The organism is Marilutibacter aestuarii (genome assembly GCF_006546775.1).
In the GTDB taxonomy this organism is placed as follows: Bacteria; Pseudomonadota; Gammaproteobacteria; order Xanthomonadales; family Xanthomonadaceae; genus Marilutibacter; species Marilutibacter aestuarii.
Window position 1 is genome coordinate 18905 of sequence record NZ_VICE01000149.1, and the last position, 20740, is coordinate 39644.

A 20740-nucleotide genomic window follows, 5' to 3' on the forward strand; every position below is an offset into this window, starting at 1 on the left:
GCCCGTCGGCTTTCGGATGGGCAAGCACCTGCTCCATGGCGGGGACGCGAAGGACGCCCGGTCCATCCTGGACAGGATCGCAGCGGCCGTAGATCCGGTACCTGCGTAACCGGCCTAACAATCAACCCGTACGTCAGGCCCGGCCTCCGCAAGGAGTGCCGGGCCTTCTTCATTGGAGGATTCGTAATGAGCAGATCACCGGCATTGCGCCTGGTCGATACGCGTTCGCTCCCGCGCCAACAGTGGCTGGAGGTTCGCAAGAAGGGAATCGGCAGCTCGGATGCTGCCGCCGCAGTTGGCCTGTGTCCGTACAAGAGCCAGTTGGAGCTGTGGATGGAGAAGACCGGGCGAACTGTCCGGCAGGAGGAGCCGGGTCAGGACTCGCCGATGTACTGGGGCACCTTGCTGGAGCCGTACGTGGCGACCGCCTATACAGAGCGCACCGGCCACAAGGTCCGTCGCCTCAACGCCGTCCTGCAACACCCCACCTACAGCTACATGCTCGCCAACATCGACCGCGAGGTGGTGGGCAGCAAGGACGTCCAGATCCTGGAGTGCAAGACGGCAGGGGAGTTCGGATCTCGCCTGTGGCGCGACGGGGTGCCCGAGTACGTCCAGCTCCAGGTCCAACACCAGTTGGCCGTGACGGGCAAGCAGGCCGCCGATGTGGCCGTGTTGCTGTGTGGCCAAAAGCTTGAGCTCCACCGGATCGAGCGTGATGAGGACTTGATCGGACGGTTGATCGTGCTGGAAGCACGGTTCTGGGAGCACGTGACGCAGGACGTGCCGCCGTCTGCAGACGGCAGCGAGTCAGCAGCTAGGGCGTTGCGCAACCTGTATCCCGGCACGGACACGACGATCGATCTCACCGAAGACCGCCAGCTATGCAGCGACTTCCAGTCCCTGGTCGCGTTGCGCGATGAGATCGCCGAGAAGGACAAGCAAGCGGAGTGCCTTCGTCAGCGTCTGCAGGAGGCGATGGGCGACGCGTCCCGCGCGCTCTTCCTCGGCGGGGAGATCACCTTCCGTCGCTCCAAGGACAGCACCAGCGTCGATGCCAAGCGGCTGGCGCAGGAGCACCCCGAGCTCGTGGCGCAGTACACGGTCGAACGCCCCGGCAGCCGCCGGTTCCGGGTCGTCTCCCACAAAGAAGGAGAGTGAGCATGTTGAAGGGCTTGGTGATTACCCCGCCCGTGGTGGGGCGGATCTCGATCGGGCGTGTGGTTGAACGCAACGGCAAGCGCCTGCCCGAGAAGGACGACCAGTTCACCCTGACCAGCCAAGTACAGAACCGGGCAGGGTGGGTGCTCCATCCGTTGGACGAAGCGTTGCGCAAGGATGCGGGGGGCAAGCTGCGATCGATCCCGGTACGGCTGCTGTTCAACGACCCGAATCTGAACCTGCGAGCGGACTACTCGTTGTTCGATCGGGCCACCGGACGGCCGATGTGTGTAGGCAATGGCGAGAGCTGCCGGCGCCTGGACAAGGGGGAGATCTCACAGCTGCCATGTCCGGGGCCCGACAGCTGCGCGTATGCAGGGGGCGACTGCAAGGCGTACGCCCGTCTGAACGTTGGCATCGGAGACGAGGACGAATTGGGCAGCTTCGTGCTGCGCACCACGTCCTACAACACCATCCGCACCCTGGCCGCGAGGCTGGAGTACTTCAGCGCGGTGTCGGGTGGGCTGCTGGCGTGCATGCCGTTGGAACTCAAGCTGCGGGGCAAGTCCACCACGATGAGCTTTCGGTCGGCGATCTACTACGTGGACCTGGTGGTCCGGTCGGGGATGACCCTGGAAGAGGCCATCACCCACGCGCGTGAGGTGGAACGGGTACGCAAGGAAGCTGGCTTTGACCAACAGGCGCTCGACGAGGCTGCACGACGGGGCTTTGCGAACGGCGCGTTCGAGGACCTGGACGAGGACGTCTCCAGCGTGGTGGAGGAGTTCTATCCCGCTGGTGACGACACCGCAGCGGCAGAGCCGGCCACCGCGACGGCGATCACCTTGAACGACCGGCTGGCACAGAAGGTCGCCACCGCGAACAACAACCACTAGGAGGGCACAGCCCAATGCTCATGAAAGCAATCGGCAGCGTGGTCGTGTACGGCTTCGCGTTGTACGGCCTGGGCGGGTTCCTGAAGAGGGTCCACGCCGTCAGTAAAGCGAAGCCGCAGGTGCACGTTGATGGGTGAGGAGAAGATGGAGATCACAAGCGCAGTAGCTGCACCGCTCTACGTACGGAGCAAGTCCCGCTCCTACAAGGCGGCAAGCAGCGACGAGATCTTGGAGGCGGCGAGGGCCGTCGTTGGGCAGCGGATGAGGCGCGGTACGTGCTTTTCAGACCCTGGCACTGCCAAGAGCTTCTTCCGCGACAAGCTGGGAGGGCTCCATCGCGAGGCGTTCGCGGCCGCGTTCCTCGACACCCGCCACAGGCTGATCGAGTACGTGGAACTGTTTCATGGATCGATTGATGGCGCAGAGGTGCACCCGAGGGAGGTTGTGCGGCACGCGCTTCGGTGCAATGCAGCCGCAGTCCTCATCGCGCACAACCACCCGTCGGGCGCGGTCGATCCTTCTGCAGCGGACCGAGCCGTTACCACCCGGCTCGAGCAGGCTCTCGCGCTCGTGGATGTCCGATTGATAGATCACATCATCGTGGGCGGGCTGAAGACAGCGGCACTGGCCGAACGAGGGGGGCTGTAGGGGAGCAGGTAGGAGTACCGCCGGGCCGGGGGCGCATTGCGCCCCCGGCCCCCGTGCCCCGCCTCCTTTTTTGCCTCTTAATCACAAAAGTAGGCTCTACCCTATTGACGTCATGTCTACGGAGGCGTAGATTGCCGACCGTCAAGGCAGGCGGGGCAACCATGAACACGACACTTCACTTTTCACAACGGATGTCCCAGCGAGGGGTCAGCCGTGAAATGGTGCGACTCGTCCGTGAGTACGGAGTTCTCGAAGGCGAGAAGGTGGTGCTGGGCCAACGTGCCGCTGGGCAAGTGATTGATGAGCTCATGGACAAGCTCAGGGTGCTCAAGAAGATCCAGGACAAGGGGGGCGTGATCGTTGTCGAGGACGGCGACTCGCTTATCACGACCTACAACTATTCCCGACGCCGTAAGCGGACGGGTGCGAGGCGCTCATGAGCTCGAAGATTTTGCGGCAGGTGACGGAGGCGCTCCGGGGATCACCCATGCCTCGCCAGGACATCGCCATCTTCGCGGTGCAGCTTCTGGTTTGGGCAAGGATTGGCAAGAAGGAGTGGGTGACTAACACCGTGCCTAGCTTGAGCGAGGCGGCTGACTCGGGGTTGCGACTTCTCGACGCCGGTGTGGCTGCCCTGGAGCGCGCAAACGGCACCCTAGGGGAAGCGTTTGCTGGCATACAGCGGCGAGCCGAGCTCGCTGGTCCCAGCCTCTTGGTCGCCGCGAACATCTGTATTCGTCTCGAGCGCGACGGGTTGTTGGAAGGACTCGATCTCCACGAGCTGATCGCCAGCTTGGGCGCGGAGGTCGGTGCCGAGTGGGCGCTGTACCACTCTTCCTTGGTTGACCTAATGGTTCGTTTGGTAGGGCCTACGGCTGGGACCACCACCTATTGTCCTTGGGACCAGATCGCCCAAGCCTCGTCCAGCGTGCTCCGTGCCGGGGGTGGAGCAGCTGTAGAGAATCCATTGATCACTCCGTTTCCGGCGCTGGCAGCCATCTTCTCGGGGAAGGAAAGCCGAACTGCCTACAGCGACCCCATCGGGTCACCGTCGTTTATTGAGAGCGGAAGGCTCGAGCGTTTCGACCAGTCAGTCGCACTCCCCCCTCTCGGGGTCAAGGTGCGTGGTGACGTGGTTGACCGAGACCTGTTTGGCCGCTTCGACAACCCCAAAGCCACTTGGACTGTCTTGTGCATTCAACACCTGATGGCGCACTCGCGACGTCGGGTTGTCGTCGCTGTTCCGTACAGCCTGCTGGTCGGTGTTGGTGCCGACAAGAAGCTGCGGGAACAACTGGTCCGAGCCGGCCAGGTCCGGACCGTGATCTCGCTATTTCCTGGGCTGGCGTCCGGCACCGCGATCCAGCTGGCGATCTTGGTGCTTGATCCGCGGGGCGGCACCAAGCAGGTGCGCTTCGTCAACGCAAGTGGGGAGTGCTTCAAGATCCAGCAGGGGCGCTCCAGGGTTGCGGTCGGCAACGTGGATAAGCTCCTGGAAGCGGTCCAGTCGAGAAGCGAATCCGACCTGGCACGCTCCGTGGAAATCGGAGAGATCGAGGCCAATGAGTTCTCGCTTCAGGTTGAACGTTACGTTCTCGACGAGGGCAGGATGGAGTTGCAGCGCAGGCTTGCGCACCTAGAGACAGTCGCCCTTGGTGACCTGGTTTCCACCGTACGAACCCCTCCTGCATCCAAGGCGGACTCGGATGGCGTTCCGGTGCTCGAGGTCGGCGCGTCTGACATTGCTCGTACCGGCTATACGCGCCCAGGACGAGAGGGAACGGTGCGGGATGTCGACAGCCAGGACCCGGATCACTTCCTCAGGGAAGGCGACATCGTGCTTACGATCCGCGGCAACGTCGGCAGGGTGGGAATCATCCCACCGGACGTCGCCAGGCCGGGGCGCGGGGGCTGGACGGCAGGCTCCTCATTAACCGTCTTGAGAGCTCGCCCTGAGAATCGCGTTGATCCGGCGGCTCTCGCACTCTTGCTCCGGTCGCCGTTAGGACAAGAGCTGCTGTCGGGGATCTCGTCCGGCGTCACGATTCCGATGATTACGCTGCGTGACTTGCTTCGACTTGAGCTACCGGCGCCGGGCACGAATGCCTCGCATACAGCTCGAGCAATTCTCAATGAGGAAGAGACGCTCGGCAGGCAGATCGCCGAGATGGTCAAGAAGCAACAGAACGTGGCTGGGCCTGATTCGGCCTATGGCCTTTTGGACTAGTCCGGAGACAGACGAACAACTGATGAATACGCCTGGTACAGACCTGAAGCGGCTGGAGAACCACCTGTGGGAGTCGGCGAACATCCTGCGCGGTCCCGTCGATGCCGCCGACTTCAAGACCTACATTTTCCCGCTTCTATTCTTCAAGCGCATCTGCGACGTATGGGACGAGGAGTACCAGGAGATAGTTGACGAGACGGGCGATGAGCAGCTGGCGTGGTTCCCGGAGTCGCATCGGTTCCAGATCCCCGAGGACTGTCACTGGAACGACGTGCGGTCAACGGCCATGAACGTGGGCAGCGCACTGCAGCGGGCGATGCGCGAGATCGAGAGGGCAAATCCGGACACGCTCTACGGGGTGTTTGGCGATGCCCAATGGTCCAACAAGGAACGTCTATCGGACGCGCTGATCAAGGACCTGATCGAGCATTTCTCAAAGATCCCGCTTGGCAACGCGAACGTCAACTCTGACGTACTGGGTGATGCGTACGAGTACCTGATCAAGAAGTTCGCAGATGCCACAAACAAGAAGGCGGGCGAGTTCTACACGCCCAGAAGCGTGGTGCGCTTGATGGTCGAGATGCTCGACCCTCACGAGGGGGAAACCATCTATGACCCTGCTTGCGGAACAGGCGGTATGCTCCTGGCCGCGGTTGAGCACGTGCGAGAGCGGCGCGGGAACGTCAGACTGCTATGGGGGAAGCTATTCGGACAGGAAAAGAACCTCACTACGTCCTCGATCGCTCGTATGAACCTGCTCCTTCACGGGGTTGAGGACTTTCAGATCGTCCGAGGCGACACGCTCCGCAATCCGGCGTTCTTTGATGGAGACGCACTCGCCACCTTTGACTGCGTGATCGCGAACCCGCCGTTCTCCCTGAAGAAATGGGGGGAGGAGCTTTGGACGAACGATCCTTTTGGACGCAACTTCGCCGGGCTACCGCCTAGCTCCAGCGGCGACTTCGCCTGGGTGCAGCACATGGTCCAGTCAATGGCGGAAGTCTCGGGCCGAATGGCTGTCGTGCTTCCCCAGGGTGCGCTGTTCCGGGCGGGCGCCGAAGGGCGTATCCGCCAAAGGCTCCTAGAGATGGACCTCGTCGAAGCCGTGATCGGGCTCGCTCCCAATCTTTTCTACGGGGCAGGCCTTGCCGCCTGCATCTTGGTGCTTCGAAAGCGCAAGTCCGCCAAGCACAAAAAGAAGGTGCTGATCGCCGATGCATCACGCCTGTTCCGCAGGGGGCGCGCGCAAAACTATCTGCAGCCCGAGCATGCCGCCGAGATCCTCGGCTGGTATCGCGGCTTTGTCGATGTGCAGGACGCGGCCCGCGTGGTCAGCCTCGACGAGATCAAAGCCGAGGACTGGACGCTGAACATCTCGCGCTATGTTCTTCCGCCATTGCAGGAAGACATCCCACCGCTGCCCGATGCTATCGCGGCATTCAAGGACGCGCTCACACGCTGCCGTGAAGCCGAAGAGCGGCTCGCGCAGGTCATGACTGAAGGGGGATGGCTGAAATGAGTCACCCAAGCAAACGCATCAGCCAGCAAGAACTCGAAAGCTACCTGTGGGGTGCCGCCGTGCTGCTGCGCGGCCTCATCGACGCGGGTGACTACAAGCAGTTCATCTTCCCGCTGCTGTTCTACAAGCGCGTATCGGACGTGTGGGAAGAGGAATACCAGGCTGCCCTGGCCAACTCGAAGGGCGACCTCTCCTATGCCCAGTTTGCCGAGAACCACCGCTTCCAGATTCCCGAGGGCGCGCACTGGAACGATGTTCGCCAGGCACCCAAAAACGTCGGTGCAGCCATCCAGAAAGCCATGCGCGCTATCGAGACCGCCAACCCGGATCTGCTCGATGGCATCTTCGGCGATGCCCCCTGGACCAACCGCGAGCGCCTGCCCGACGAAACGCTGAAAAACCTGATCGAGCACTTCTCGACGCAGACACTCTCGGTGGCGAATGTGCCCGAGGACGAGTTGGGCAACGCCTACGAATACCTGATCAAGAAGTTCGCGGACGACTCCGGCCACACGGCTGCCGAGTTCTATACCAACCGCACCGTCGTCCACTTGATGACGCAGCTTCTAGCGCCGCAGACCGGCGAGTCGATCTACGACCCCACCTGCGGTACTGGTGGCATGCTGATCTCGGCCTTAGATGAAGTAAAGCGCGCAGGCGGCGAATACCGCACGCTCAAGCTCTACGGGCAGGAGCGCAACCTCATTACCTCATCCATCGCTCGCATGAACTTGTTCCTGCACGGCGTGGAGGACTTCGAGATCATCCGGGGTGACACCCTGGCCGAACCCAAGCACATCGAAGGCGACCGCCTGCGCCAGTTCGACGTGATCCTGGCCAACCCGCCGTACTCCATCAAGCAGTGGAGCCGCGAGGCCTGGAGCAGTGACAAGTGGGGCCGCAACTCCCTTGGCACGCCGCCGCAAGGCCGCGCCGACTACGCCTTCCAGCAGCACATCCTGACCAGCCTCACCGCCAAGGGGCGTAGTGCCGTGCTCTGGCCCCACGGTGTGCTGTTCCGTAACGAAGAACAGGCCATGCGCGCCAAGATGGTCGAGCAGGACTGGGTCGAGGCTGTCATCGGTTTGGGTCCCAACCTTTTCTATAACTCCCCGATGGAGTCGTGCATCGTCATCTGCAACCGCAAGAAGGCCGCCGCTCGCAAGGGCAAGGTGATCTTCATCGACGCGGTGAATGAGGTCACCCGGGAACGGGCGCAGAGCTTTCTGAAGCCCGAGCACCAGCAGCGCATCCTGAGCGCTTACAAGACCTTTGTCGATGTGCCCGGTTTCGCCAAGGTCGCCACCTTGGCCGAAATCGGCATCAATGCGGGCAACCTCTCGATCCCGCTGTACGTGAAGCGCATTGCCGCCGCCATCGCCACCGACAGCAATGGTGACGCGGTATCGCTGCGCTCAGCCTGGGACCAATGGCAAACCGACGGCCGCGCCTTCTGGCAACAGATGGACGCGCTGGTGGAAACGCTGGATGGACTGATTACGGAGGACATCGAGCGTGTCTGACAAGAACAATAAAACCCTGAAGCCCGGCTGGCGTCGGGTGAAATTCGGCGACGTGGTGCGCCTCTCGAAAGCACGCAGCCAAGATCCGTTGGCCGATGGCATTGAACGCTACGTCGGTCTGGAACATCTCGAACCCGGTGACTTGCGCATCCGCCGTTGGGGCAGCGTCGCTGACGGCGTGACCTTCACCAGCGTGTTCCAACCGGGGCAGGTGCTGTTCGGCAAGCGCCGCGCTTACCAGCGCAAGGTGGCTGTGGCAGATTTCTCTGGGGTGTGCTCCGGTGACATCTATGTGCTGGAGACCAAGGACGCACAGGTTTTGCTGCCGGAGCTGCTGCCCTTCATTTGCCAGACCGATGCGTTTTTCGAACATGCGGTGGGGACTTCGGCGGGGTCGTTGAGTCCGCGCACCAGTTGGACAAGTTTGGCCAATTTTGAGTTTGTGCTGCCAACACTTGAGGTCCAGATGCAGCGCGTCGATTTGCTTGGAAGGCATCAGGAGCTCGCAGGCAGCCTGGAAAGCGCAGCGGCCTTGGCTGAGCGGGCGCGGCGAGCGGCATTGCTTGACGCCTTCAGGCCTGATCGAGGCTCAGCCGACATGTTTCCGAGCCATTGGGCTACTGCGCCAGTCGGCGAGCTGGGTGACGTTCAATTGGGTCAGCAACGCCACCCCAAATACGACTCAGGTAGCAACATGCGCCCCTATCTCCGCGTCGCCAATGTCTTGGATGGTTGGATTGATTTCTCGGACGTCAACCAGATGCACTTCCCAGAGAAGGATGTGCAGAAATTCGAGTTGCTACACGGCGATGTTTTGCTCAACGAGGGGCAGAGTTTCGACTTGGTAGGGCGGAGCGCCATCTACCGTGGCGGTGTCCCGGGTCTGTGCTGTCAGAAGACGTTGATTCGGTTTCGATGCGGTGAACGGTTGTTGCCAGAGTTCGCACAAGCCTATTTCCAGCATCGCCTTTACACAGGGCAGTTCGCGTCGATGTGCGTACAAACAACCTCGATGGCGCACCTGACCGCTGTCAGATTCTCTGCCATGCAGATGCCCGTCCCGCCGCTGGATGAGCAGCGACAAATTGCGAGTGTGGTCGAGACGCTCAATCAGTCAGCAATCGAGCTACAGGGCCGATTCAAAGCCGCACAAGCTCTCGGAGCCCAGCTAGGGGGGATGCAATGAGCTTCAACGAATCAAACACCGTCGAAGCCTACGTCCGCGATCTGCTCGCCGGCCCAGTCAAGGCTGTCCCGGCCAACACCGCCCAGGAACCTCAAGCCAGCTACGGTCCCAGCCCCAAAGGCATCGGCTGGCGCTACGCTGCTCCGTCTGAGGTGCCGCGCCAGATCCAGGAAGTGCTGGTCGAACACTGGCTGCGCGATGCACTGATCCGCCTGAACCCCGAGATTGCCGCCCAGCCTGACCGCGCCGACGAGGTGCTCTACAAGCTGCGCGCCATCGTGCTGTCAGTGCGCTCGGATGGGCTGATCCGCGCCAACGAGGAAATGACCGCCTGGATGCGCGGTGAGCGCTCGATGCCCTTCGGCGCCAATAACGAGCATGTGCCGGTGCGGCTGATCGACCTGGATGATCTGGCGCAGAACCAGTACATCGTCACCCAACAGTACACCTACCGCGCAGGCCCCACCGAGCGCCGCGCCGATCTGGTGTTGTTGGTCAACGGGCTGCCGCTGGTGCTGATCGAGGCCAAGACGCCGGTCAAGAAATGCATCAGCTGGGTCGATGGCGCGGTGCAGGTGCACGACGACTACGAGAAGTTCGTGCCTGAGCTCTTCGTCTGCAACGTGTTCTCGGTGGCGACCGAGGGCAAGGCCTACCACTACGGGTCCATCGGCCTGCCGGTCAAGGATTGGGGGCCGTGGCATCTGGATGGCGACGGTGACGATGGTCAGCACCACCCGCTGAAGTCGCTCAAGCTGTCCGCTGAAAGCATGTTGCGCCCACATGTGGTGCTGGACATCCTCGGCAGCTTCACCCTCTTCGCCACCAACAAGAAAAAGCAGCGCATCAAGATCATTTGCCGCTACCAGCAGTACGAGGCGGCCAACAAGATCGTCGAGCGCGTGCTGGCGGGCTACCCCAGGAAAGGGCTGATCTGGCACTTCCAGGGCTCGGGCAAGTCACTGCTGATGGTCTTTGCCGCGCAGAAGCTGCGCATGCATGCCGGCCTGAAGAATCCCACCGTGCTGATCGTGGTGGATCGGATCGACCTGGATACTCAGATCACCGGCACCTTCACCGGCGCGGACATTCCCAACCTGGAAAAAGCCGACAGCCGCGAGAAACTACAGCAGCTCCTTTCGCAGGACGTGCGCAAGATCATCATCACCACGATCTTCAAGTTCGGCGAGGCCACTGGCAGCCTGAACGACCGCAGCAACATCATCGCCTTGGTGGACGAAGCCCACCGCACGCAAGAAGGCGACTTGGGCCGCAAGATGCGCGAGGCCCTGCCCAATGCGTTTCTGTTCGGCCTGACCGGTACGCCGATCAACCGTGCCGACCGCAACACCTTCTACGCCTTTGGTGCCGACGAAGACGAGAAGGGCTACATGAGCCGGTACGGCTTCGAGGAGTCAATCCGCGACGGTGCCACGCTGAAGCTGCACTTCGAACCGCGCTTGATCGATCTGCACATCGACAAGGCCGCGCTGGACGCCGCCTACAAAGACCTGACCGGCGGCCTGTCGGATCTCGACAAGGACAACCTCGCGAAGACCGCCGCCAAGATGGCCGTGCTGGTGAAGACGCCCGAACGTATCCGCAAGGTGTGCGAGGACATCGTCGAGCATTTCCAGACCAAGGTGGAGCCCAACGGCTTCAAGGGCCAGATCGTCACCTTCGACCGCGAGTCCTGCCTGCTGTTCAAGACTGAGCTGGACAAGCTGCTGCCGCCCGAGGCCACGGACATCGTGATGTCGGTGCAGGCGTCCGACAAGAAGGAGCATCCAGAGTACGCGGCCTATGACCGAAGCCGCGACGAAGAAGAGCGACTGCTCGATCGGTTCCGCGACCCGGCCGACCCGCTGAAGCTGATTATCGTCACGGCCAAGCTGCTGACCGGCTTCGATGCGCCCATCCTGCAGGCGATGTACCTGGACAAGCCGCTGCGCGACCACACGCTGCTGCAGGCCATCTGCCGCGTGAACCGCACCTACTCCGAGCAGAAGACCCACGGCCTGATCGTCGACTACCTCGGCATCTTCGATGACGTGGCAGCCGCGTTGGAATTTGACGACCAGAGCGTCAAGCAGGTGGTCAGCAACATCCAGGAGCTGAAGGACAAGCTGCCCGAAGCCATGCAGAAATGTCTGGTCTTCTTCACTGGCTGTGATCGCTCTCTGCAAGGTTATGAGGGCCTGATCGCTGCACAACAGTGCCTGCCCAACAATGAGGTGCGGGACAACTTTGCCGCCGAGTACAGCGTGCTTAACAAGATCTGGGAGGCGCTGTCACCGGACACTGTTCTGGGCCCGTTCGAGAAGGACTACAAGTGGTTGTCCCAGGTGTACCAGTCGGTGCAGCCGTCCAGTGGTCACGGCAAGCTGATCTGGCATTCGCTGGGCGCAAAGACCATCGAGCTGATCCACCAGAACGTGCATGTCGACGCGGTGCGGGATGACCTCGACACCTTGGTGCTGGACGCTGATCTGCTGGAGGCCGTGCTTTCGAACCCCGACCCGAAGAAGGCCAAGGAAATCGAGATCAAGCTCAAGCGCCGGCTGCGCGGGCATGGCGGCAACCCCAAGTTCAAGAAGCTGTCGGAGCGGCTCGATGCGCTGAAGGACCGCTTCGAATCCGGGCAGATCAACAGCGTCGAGTTTCTGAAGCAGTTGCTGGAGATCGCCAAGGAAACGCTGCAGGCCGAGAAGGAGGTCCCGCCTGAAGAGGACGAGGATCGCGGCAAGGCGGCGCTGACCGAGCTGTTCAACGAGGTCAAGACGGCCGAGACACCCATCATGGTGGAACGCGTGGTCGCCGACATCGACGAGATCGTACGCCTCGTCCGCTTCCCTGGCTGGCAAGGCACGCAGGCCGGTGAGCGGGAAGTCAAGAAGGCACTGCGCAAGGCCCTCTTCAAATACAAGCTGCATGCGGATGAAGAGCTGTTCGAGAAGGCCTACAGCTACATCCGGCAGTATTACTAAAGGGGGCGGAGGATGACCACTCAGACGATCGATAGTGCGCCGCATGCAACCTGGTTTGTCGGCGCCACCTACGGCGGTACCGATGATCAGATGCCGCGATTTCTTGCAGAAGGAATTTGGGAAAACGGCTACGACGACAAGCTCCTCGATGTTGTGCGGTCTATGCGGCCGGGCGAGAGAATTGCCATCAAGGCGGCATACACGCGCAAACACGGCCTGCCCTTCGACAACCGTGGTCGTACCGTCTCGGTCATGGCTATTAAAGCGATCGGGACGATCGTCGAGAATCTCAACGACGGAAAACGCGTAAAGGTCGATTGGACCAAAGTGGAGCCAGTGCGGGAGTGGTACTTCAACACTCACCGTGGCACGGTCTGGCGCGTTGTTCCTGGTGACTGGATGGCCGACGCTTTGATTGCGTTTGCTTTTGAGGGCAAGCCGCAGGATCTGGAGCGCTTTCGCAACGAGCCATTTTGGCGTGAGCGATTTGGCACGACTTTGCCTGACAAGCGGCGCTTCGAGTGGACGGAGTTCTACGAGGCAGTCGCAGATAAGTTGTTGGCCCATGCAGATGATCGAACTCCGCTCATCGAGGGCATACATGAGATTGCGTCCCGCGTTCCGGGGCTGACCTATCTCCAGGATAAGTTTCCCGATGGAACCAGTGGTCCGCTGCGGGACATTTGCCCGTTCACCACGATGGGCACCTTCAACCGGTCCATGACCGATGCCAACCGCAAGACCATCGCGGGCGAACTTGCCAAGTTGCTGGGTGTGACGGTCCCGGTCCCGCCTTCATTCGAAGGCATTCCCGTTCTCAACAACCAACGTTCCTGGTTTTTCGCCTATGCCGACAAGCGTGGTGCGGGTGACATCGACGCGCTATGGAAGGTATTCGTTGCCGCGAGCAAGATGGTCGATGGCGACCAGTTGGACACTCGCGATGCCTTCATCCGGGCTTATGACGAGGCAACCCAAGTGTGGGGTGTCGCATGGAACCTTTCGACAGGTCTCTACTGGGCGCATCCGTGGGAATTCCTGACCCTGGATAGCCAGTCGCGCCACTACATCAACAAGCGGCTCGGCCTGAATGTCGCCATCAGTGGCCAGCAAGGCCCATGTGATGGTCGGACCTATCTGAAGCTGCTGGACGATTTGCGTTCCCGCTTCGGCGAAGACGGCTACCCAGTCCACAGTTTCCCGGACCTGTCGCTGGCGTCCTGGATGTACAAAGACCCGGTTGACGAGCCTGTGCCGGCTGGCGATATCGCTACCACTGCCGGAGCAGAGCAGGAAACTGAAGGTGAAGTTCACGAAGCCTTTCAGGGGGCAGCGCCAATCGTTCCCTACTCGGTGGAGGACATCCTCGAGGACGGCTGTTTCCTGGAGCGGGCCGAGATTGACCGCTTGCTCGATCGTCTGCGCACAAAAAAGAACCTCATCCTTCAGGGGCCTCCGGGCACGGGCAAGACCTGGCTAGCCAAACGGCTCGCGTTCGCGCTGATGGGGCAGAAGGACGACAGCAAGGTCCGCGCAGTGCAGTTCCACCCCAACCTGTCCTACGAGGACTTTGTTCGAGGGTGGCGCCCCACTGGCGAAGGCAAGTTGTCGCTGGCGGACGGTGTCTTCATGGAAGCCATCAAGGCTGCATCGAAGGAGCCTTCGTCGAAGTTTGTCGTGGTGATCGAGGAGATCAACCGTGGAAACCCGGCGCAGATCTTCGGCGAGTTGCTGACGCTGCTTGAGGCGGGCAAACGAACGCCCAACGAAGCGCTGGAACTCTGTTATCCGGATGCGGACGGCAAACGACGTCCCGTCCATATTCCCGAGAATCTCTACGTGGTCGGCACCATGAATATCGCCGACCGATCACTTGCACTGGTCGATCTGGCACTGCGTCGCCGCTTTGCTTTCGTTGGGCTGGAGCCAAGACTGGGCCAGATTTGGCGGGAGTGGGTGGCCAAGGAGTGTGCTGTCGATCCGGGCTTGGTCGCGGATATTGAACGCCGTATCGCCGATCTGAACGAACAGATCGCGGCGGATGCACGCCTTGGCAAGCAATTCCGGATTGGTCACAGCTATGTGACACCCGCACATCGACTGGAGGCGGGAGACACGAAGAAGTGGTTCCAGCAGGTCGTGGAGACGGAGATCGGCCCGTTGCTGGATGAATACTGGTTCGACGCGCCCGACGAAGCACAGAAGGCGATTGCACGGCTGACGCAGGGCTGGTGATGACCGCCGTCGCAGAACAGGTGGAAAGTGCATCCATGAGGGCTGAGGGGTTCATCGGACGCATTCCGGTGCGCAACCTCTGGCAGCTGATGCTCTACGCCTCTGACCTGTTCCGCACTCGCGGCATCGGCAAGATCGGCTTGGAAGACAGCCCGGACGATCTACCGGATCTAGTTGCGGAGATCCTTGCCCACTCGGTTGAAGTGCGACAGCGTCGCCGCTTGAGTCTTGGATACCGATCTCGTGACGCAGTCATCAATCGCGTGCGTGGCCGGATCGACGTCTTGACCACCGAACGCCATCAGTTGATGGATAGAGGCCTGGTGGCGTGCCGGTTCGACGAACTCACCATCGACACCCCACGCAATCGTTTCGTGCGAGCAGCATTGGAGTCCATCTCCAGGATCGTTCAGAGGAAGGACGTTGCCCATCGGTGCCGCGCACTTGCGGGTGGCATGAAGGCAATGGGTGTATCAGGGGACGCACCGACCCGCGCCCAAATGAGCACCGATCGTTTCGGTCGCAACGATGCGGACGACCGGTTCATGGTGGCAGCCGCAAAGCTGGCGTTCGACCTAGTGCTACCCACGGAGGCGTCGGGTGCGAATGTGCTCTCTCTACCGGACAGGGAAGCGACGTGGGTACGCCGTTTGTTCGAGCGGGCAGTGGGGGGTTTCTACGAAGCCGTATTGAGTCCGCAGGGCTGGCGAGTGCTCTGCGGCCGGACGATGGGCTGGCAGGTCGAGCAGAAGACGGCAGGGATCGACAAGATCCTGCCGTCGATGCGAACTGATGTCGTGCTCGACCATCCGTCAACCGGGCAGAGGATCGTCATCGATACCAAGTTCACCTCGATTGTGACGAGCGGTTGGTACCGTGAGGAAACCCTGCGCAGCGGATACGTGTACCAGATCTACGCCTATTTGCGCTCCCAGGTTGGTTGCGGCGATGCGCTTGCAGATCATGCGAGCGGGTTGTTGTTGCATCCCGCGATCGGCCAGATGGTCGACGAGACAGTGGTAGTCCAAGGACACCGCATCAGGTTTGCTACGGTGGATCTGGCATCGTCGCCTTCCAACATCCGGTCACAGCTGTTGCGGCTGTGCGAGAGAGCTCCTGCAGGCTTATCGTAACCAGGTCAGTTTGTGAGTCGATGTAAAGACCCAGGTCGGTGAGAGCGAAGTCAAGAAGGCGGTCCGCAAAGCAAACCTCAAGTACAAGCTGCAGGCAGATGGCGATCTGTCCGATAAAGCGTTCGGATACGTCCGCTAGGACAAATGATCCGGTAGCGGGCTGGACTCCCGCTACGGACGAAGGAGGAGTAATAATTTACCTGCGCACCACTACGGTATGAGTCGACATGGATTTGGACAGTAGTACGTAGTACAGCACCCATGAATAGATAGGGGGGCAAAGCCTACGCGCACTTACCGTTTCTCGTCTGTGTGGCTCTTGGCGCACCAAAAGAGGCCTGCGGAGATGACTTCGCGGGCCTTTTTCGTGCTTTCAATCACCGAGAAAGGGTAGTGCAGAAGATGGCAACCTTCCATTTCGAGATCAAAAGCGGCCGTAAAGGGACTGCTGGAGATCACGCGAACTACATTGCGCGTAAAGGATTCCATGGTAAACGCGAAGATCTGATGTATGCGGAACACGGCAACCTTCCAGCCTGGGCCGCGGGAGACCCGAGCACGTTCTGGCGAGCCGCGGACAAGTACGAACGAAAAAATGGCGCGGTATACCGAGAGGCCATCATTGCGTTGCCAAGTGAGTTGACCGACGAGGAGAACGTAAAACTAACCCGCGCTCTCGTTCGACAGCTGACACAAGGGAAGCCGCACCAAGCCGCTGTCCATGGACCTACATCATCCCTTGAAGGCGCAGCCAATCCGCACGTGCATTTGATGATGTGCGACCGAGTCGATGACGGCGTCGATCGCCCACCAGAGCGGTTCTTCTCGCGTTACAACAGGTCAAGTCCGGCCGAAGGTGGTCGCAGGAAGGTGAGCGGCGGCCGGAATCGGATGGAACTCAGGAACGAGGTGATTGCGACACGAAAGCTAGTGGCTGAGACGATCAACCACCATCTGGAGCTGAACGGGCACTCTGCGCGTGTCGATCACCGTACGCTGCGTGAGCAAGGAGTCGATCGACGTCCGGAGCGCCACTTGGGGCCGGCACGGATCGGAAGCATGTCGACTGAAGAGAAAACGCAGTACATCAAGCTGCGCAGCCAACTCAGGTGCAGTGCAAGGTGATTAAACGATCGAGGAGAGCGCCCCGGCCATGGCGTCGCAGGGCGCACGCTCGGCTGCACCGGGTGCGATACGCGACACTTGCCGCGGAGTTGCACCCGCGCAGAGTGGCGCTTTTTGGAGGATCCAACTCCAGTGCCGGGGTGCCGAGTTCGACGGAGTCGATTTTACCGTAACACCTCGCGGCAGCCAGCGAGTCCGCTTCGATCTTGAGCGGGGCGGACTCGCTGGCTCGACTGGAATCGCTAGCCGGCGGTGACCTGACTGAACACAGTCGGGTTGAGGTGGATCCAGAGCCTCCCCTTGCCACGAACCGCGTTTTCGTGCATCACTTGGACGGAGCCCTCCATCCACAGCTGGTGCAGGGCCAGCTCGAACCGTCGCTGGTCGCGAATCGGGCCGCACTTGCGAACTTCATTCCGAACAGCCGCCGTGTAGCCCGCAGTCCAGTAGCGGCGCCACAGATACATCGCCAGCGCGCGGACGTCCCTGTGCTGCTCAGGCTCGTCGTTGCTGTCGCCGAACAAGCGGACGAACTCTTGAAAGTGCCACCCCACGATGTCGAGAGCTCGATGCAGGGTCTCCATCGTTATCAACACACCTTCCTGAGCGCTGAAGTGATGGAGAATCGCTGCTACACGCCCAGCGATCTCCATCGACTTTGATGCGAAATCGCGGACGCTGACGAGGTCGCCACCGTCACGCAGGCGCGGTTCCATCGTGTTCTGCGTCTGCACCCACAGTTCCTTCGCTTCAGCTGTGAAGGAAAGTGCTCGGCGCGTGTGGTCGCCCGAGGCGCGGCGTGCATGACTGGCCTCAAGGAGCTCACTGACCCGCGAGTGGAACCTCGGCAGGCGTTCCCAAATCGGCTGATCGAGTGACGTGAACCGGAAGCCCTGGGTGGACGGCGGGTACGCTACGAGGTAGCGCGCGAGGTGCCCTGATCCACGAGCCGCGTGTCCTCGCTTGTCCATGAAGGCGCTAAACACCTTCTCCTGAACCATCATGCTGATGGTCAAGCGAGGGTTCCGCACCTCGACGTTGTCGTCGACGCGGTCCAGCGGCAGCGTCTTCGGGCCGTCCCAGGCTTTATTGAGGGTGCCGAACGTGCGCATGGCGCCGCCCTTCAAGACAATCTCACCTTCATCGCTGAGGATCGCAATTGACTTGCCATCGCCCTGCATCGCCTCGATCAACGGGCGTTCGGTGATGTTCTGATGAACGATGCGGGCCTTTGCCGGTCTGATCGGCTTACACGCCTCATGAGAGATCAATTCTTCGCGCAACTGCTGCTCGGAGGCCTGCTCATAGTCGGTCAGGGCCTTGCCGATCTTGCGCTGAATCGACGAGTCCTTCGCCTCCCATAAACGAAGATCAGCGTGATACTCAAGCAGCGCGCTGGCGTGCTCCTGTGCCATACGCGCGTCGTGATCGTAAATGGGCGCACAGACGATGTTATCGGTGGCCGTCTTGCGCTCGCCGGAGTCCGCGACAGTCAGGATGCTGAGAGAGACAGGACGAACCTGGCCGGTCGGAAGTTCAACGTCCACGTCACCTTGGGATGCGATGGACATCGCGGTGAGGAACGAACCTGCAATCAGCGCGTCAGGTGCCTGAAGGTTGCCTTGCACTTCAAGAATTGCCTCCCTGACATCGCTGTACATCGCATGAGTCGGATAGGCGTGGGAGAGGCGGGAGTAAGTCACTTCACACCCTCCTTCGCGCCCGAGTGCCGAGACAACTTCTCCGCCTCTGCCGACATCAACTCCTTGAAGCGGGCGGGATGCAGCTTCAAGCCTTCGCTTGCCAGAACCTCGAGGATCGCCTTCTGAGTGACCTTCTGGTCCAGCATCTCGACGATGGTCGGGTACAGCAATTCAAAAAGCTGGGTCTTTCGGTGCTGCGCATTCGGCTGAAGCGCTTTCAGCTTATCGGCGACGTTGCGGGCAGTGGTGTCCAGGTCCGTCTGGATGGACGACGTTTCGTTAATCATCTTCGTCATGGTCGTCCTCCTCACCGTGCCTGCCGAGTCTCAGACTTTGCCTGCAGGTAAGCGATTACCTCCCACGCCCACCACGCCGACGGCGAGCCGGAGGATGCCCCGAGCTTGAAGGGGCGGGGGGCTTCGGGGTCGTAAGCAGAGTCACGAGGGTTGAGCTTGGCGTACCACGTGCTCCGACTCAGGCCCGTCAGGCGGAGGACCTCCGGCAGCCGGATGGCCCGCTGCAACTCAAGCGAGCGCAGATCCAGCGGACCAGGCGACGACCCGGAGAGCGCGGACCTTTCATCGCAAGTGACCTGGTGGTGCTGCGAATGAGCGTGAAAAGTGGTGTTCATTGCATGCTTCCGTAACGCTGCGACATTGCAGCGTCACGAAAGTTATTTGCCATCGTCGGCCAACACACCCGTGTCTGCATGCAGAAGGGGTAAGCGCAGGTCTATGGCGGCCAGGCATGCAAAGTGGGCGCTCCGCGGGTGTGCGAACCCGGTCCATGGTGGTCACGACAGCAACGCTCGCAGTCCATGACCGGTCTCCGGCAGAGGCATGAACGCCCTTCCCAGGCGAGTCGTCGATGCACCCACCCTGAGCGTCAAGCTCAAGAGGGAAACACCTATGGGTAAAATGAGAAGCGGGGGCTACGGGGCTTCGCTCCGCGAAACCTTTACCGTCAGTCGGAACTCGTCTCCCAGGTAGTGTACGAGTCGGAGATAGAAGTCAGAGTCGTCCAGCTCGATGCCCTCAGTGGTTTCCGCGCGCGGGACATGATTGTTACCTTCTAGCTTGCGGGTGCGCTTGCTGAAAGCCGAGAATGCTTTGGAGATTTCCGGATACGGGCCGCTGGGTAGAGCCCATTTGTCTAGGAGGTTTCGTATGCGGTCAAAAACGTCATTCTTATGTTTTGCTGCGGTGCGCCCTTTTACTTTGTCAGACACCATTGCATCGAACTCAGCCAGCCAGCTGGCGACTTCAGGGTTTTTTGCCGCAACTTTACGTAGTATCTCTACAACCCGGTTTTTCGCACCTTCAATGCTGTCTTCTGCCCCGTTTTTTTCAATCGCATCAAGCGTCCCAACCACCATGCCTCTAAGCTTCTCTGTGCGGGCAGCATGCATGAGCTGAGCGGCCTTCGCGGTGTTCTGAATGGTCGAATGAGGGGTGCTTAGACCAAGGTGGTAATAAGCCATTGCAACAATGTGCCATGCGCGATCACTCTCTCCTTGTCCACACAAGCGTCGTGCCTCATGTAGATAGATGGCCGAAATAAATAGCCCTTTGTACGGAAAGGCCTTCCGGCTGTCCCACATCGGAGGCACCTCAGACCCGAGAGTGATTTGCTGTCGCAGCCACTCTACCCAAGAATGACTTGGCGTAGGTTGCGGCGCGTAAACTAGCGACTTCGCGTGCTCCCAAATGTACGCATTGTCATGCGTGTTATTTGAGTAGACGGCTTCGTGCCAGAGAACGATGGCGTTCTCAATGAGTAGCGTCTGCTCGACGGACCTCGGACCTTCGTACTCGTAGAAGAAGTGTGTGATCGGGTCGTTGCCAGTGAGGCTTTCTTGTAAAGAAGGTATGTTTTCCATTTTATCTGGCCTAGTAAGAACTGACGTATTCGACCACCAGCAGTATCGTAAGTTGCCGCGCCCATTAGCAGCTACGGTCGCGTGACAGAGTCCCGCAAGCGGGTAGAGGGGGCTTAGCTGGCTAGCGGCGCCGCCCACTCCCGGCCAGGCTGGCCGAGAGAGGTAGTAGGTTGTTGTCGCCAGGGACGGAAGGGAGCGAGCCACAGATGTACTGGAACGTTATCCGTACCCCGGTTCAGCGCGGCTAGAGTGCGCCGATGCAACACACGATGGCGGTAGTACCTATCGCCGCCGCGATGCGCCTCTCGCCCAGGCACGGGTGACACAGCCGGTTGAAGAGCTTGGCGAACACCTTCAGTTACGGGCCCTGACAGCCACGATAGCCCGGCGCGGCGGAGGACGCGATCGTCGTCAGAAGGGGTGCGACTGAGTGCAGTGACACTTGCACGAACAGGCAACTATCGTTTTTTCTTGCAGCAGCCCCGATGCGCCGGGTAGCCGGCACGGAAGGGACGCCC

Annotated in this window: 16 protein-coding genes; 12 read left to right on the forward strand and 4 right to left on the reverse strand. The window is 60.7% G+C overall.

Annotated elements, in window-relative coordinates:
* Positions 1 to 186 precede the first annotated feature (186 nt).
* From FKV25_RS15505 to FKV25_RS15560, 12 genes are all read left to right on the forward strand, one after another.
* Complete coding sequence (locus FKV25_RS15505; RefSeq protein ID WP_141519692.1) at positions 187 to 1161, forward strand: YqaJ viral recombinase family nuclease; 975 nt, start codon at positions 187 to 189, stop codon at positions 1159 to 1161.
* A 2-nt stretch (positions 1162 to 1163) separates the two neighbouring features.
* Positions 1164 to 2057 carry a recombination directionality factor gene (locus tag FKV25_RS15510; protein ID WP_141519693.1) on the forward strand — a complete coding sequence of 298 codons (894 nt, stop codon included), beginning with the start codon at positions 1164 to 1166 and terminating at the stop codon, positions 2055 to 2057.
* 129 nt (positions 2058 to 2186) lie between these two features.
* Complete coding sequence (locus FKV25_RS15515; RefSeq protein WP_425462644.1) at positions 2187 to 2705, forward strand: JAB domain-containing protein; 519 nt, start codon at positions 2187 to 2189, stop codon at positions 2703 to 2705.
* A gap of 161 nt (positions 2706 to 2866) precedes the next feature.
* Positions 2867 to 3145, forward strand: a complete 279-nt coding sequence (locus FKV25_RS15520) for a DUF4258 domain-containing protein (protein WP_141519694.1) — start codon at positions 2867 to 2869, stop codon at positions 3143 to 3145.
* Positions 3142 to 4932: an N-6 DNA methylase gene (locus FKV25_RS15525; protein WP_141519695.1), complete on the forward strand. Its 1791-nt coding sequence runs from the start codon at positions 3142 to 3144 to the stop codon at positions 4930 to 4932. Before FKV25_RS15520 ends, FKV25_RS15525 begins: the two co-directional genes overlap by 4 nt.
* A 22-nt stretch (positions 4933 to 4954) precedes the next feature.
* Positions 4955 to 6451 (forward strand): type I restriction-modification system subunit M, encoded by a 1497-nt coding sequence (locus tag FKV25_RS15530; RefSeq protein WP_141519696.1) that lies wholly within the window; start codon positions 4955 to 4957, stop codon positions 6449 to 6451.
* A complete protein-coding gene (locus FKV25_RS15535; RefSeq protein ID WP_246072123.1) occupies positions 6439 to 7974 on the forward strand; it encodes a type I restriction-modification system subunit M in 1536 nt (511 codons plus the stop codon). Before FKV25_RS15530 ends, FKV25_RS15535 begins: the two co-directional genes overlap by 13 nt.
* Positions 7967 to 9160, forward strand: coding sequence for a restriction endonuclease subunit S (locus FKV25_RS15540; protein WP_141519697.1), 1194 nt, complete (start codon positions 7967 to 7969; stop codon positions 9158 to 9160). Before FKV25_RS15535 ends, FKV25_RS15540 begins: the two co-directional genes overlap by 8 nt.
* On the forward strand, positions 9157 to 12147 hold the full coding sequence (locus FKV25_RS15545; RefSeq protein WP_141519698.1) for a type I restriction endonuclease subunit R: 2991 nt from the start codon (positions 9157 to 9159) through the stop codon (positions 12145 to 12147). Before FKV25_RS15540 ends, FKV25_RS15545 begins: the two co-directional genes overlap by 4 nt.
* A 12-nt stretch (positions 12148 to 12159) precedes the next feature.
* Positions 12160 to 14382, forward strand: a complete 2223-nt coding sequence (locus FKV25_RS15550; protein WP_141519699.1) for an McrB family protein — start codon at positions 12160 to 12162, stop codon at positions 14380 to 14382.
* Positions 14382 to 15515, forward strand: coding sequence for a 5-methylcytosine-specific restriction endonuclease system specificity protein McrC (gene mcrC, locus FKV25_RS15555; protein WP_141519700.1), 1134 nt, complete (start codon positions 14382 to 14384; stop codon positions 15513 to 15515). Before FKV25_RS15550 ends, mcrC begins: the two co-directional genes overlap by 1 nt.
* 402 nt (positions 15516 to 15917) lie before the next feature.
* The gene (locus FKV25_RS15560) at positions 15918 to 16640 is read left to right on the forward strand and encodes a MobA/MobL family protein (protein ID WP_141519721.1); all 723 of its coding nucleotides are present in this window, start codon (positions 15918 to 15920) and stop codon (positions 16638 to 16640) included.
* A 242-nt stretch (positions 16641 to 16882) separates the two neighbouring features.
* On the opposite strand, the gene FKV25_RS15565 is transcribed toward FKV25_RS15560, so the two are convergent.
* From FKV25_RS15565 to FKV25_RS15580, 4 genes are all read right to left on the reverse strand, one after another.
* Positions 16883 to 18343 carry a YfjI family protein gene (locus FKV25_RS15565; protein ID WP_141519701.1) on the reverse strand — a complete coding sequence of 487 codons (1461 nt, stop codon included), beginning with the start codon at positions 18341 to 18343 and terminating at the stop codon, positions 16883 to 16885.
* Positions 18340 to 18639, reverse strand: a complete 300-nt coding sequence (locus tag FKV25_RS15570; RefSeq protein WP_141519702.1) for a hypothetical protein — start codon at positions 18637 to 18639, stop codon at positions 18340 to 18342. The genes FKV25_RS15565 and FKV25_RS15570 overlap by 4 nt, the downstream gene beginning before the upstream one ends.
* An 11-nt stretch (positions 18640 to 18650) precedes the next feature.
* The gene (locus tag FKV25_RS16710; protein ID WP_141519703.1) at positions 18651 to 18974 is read right to left on the reverse strand and encodes a helix-turn-helix transcriptional regulator; all 324 of its coding nucleotides are present in this window, start codon (positions 18972 to 18974) and stop codon (positions 18651 to 18653) included.
* Between the two features lie 300 nt (positions 18975 to 19274).
* The gene (locus FKV25_RS15580) at positions 19275 to 20222 is read right to left on the reverse strand and encodes a hypothetical protein (protein ID WP_141519704.1); all 948 of its coding nucleotides are present in this window, start codon (positions 20220 to 20222) and stop codon (positions 19275 to 19277) included.
* Between the last annotated feature and the right edge of the window lie 518 nt (positions 20223 to 20740).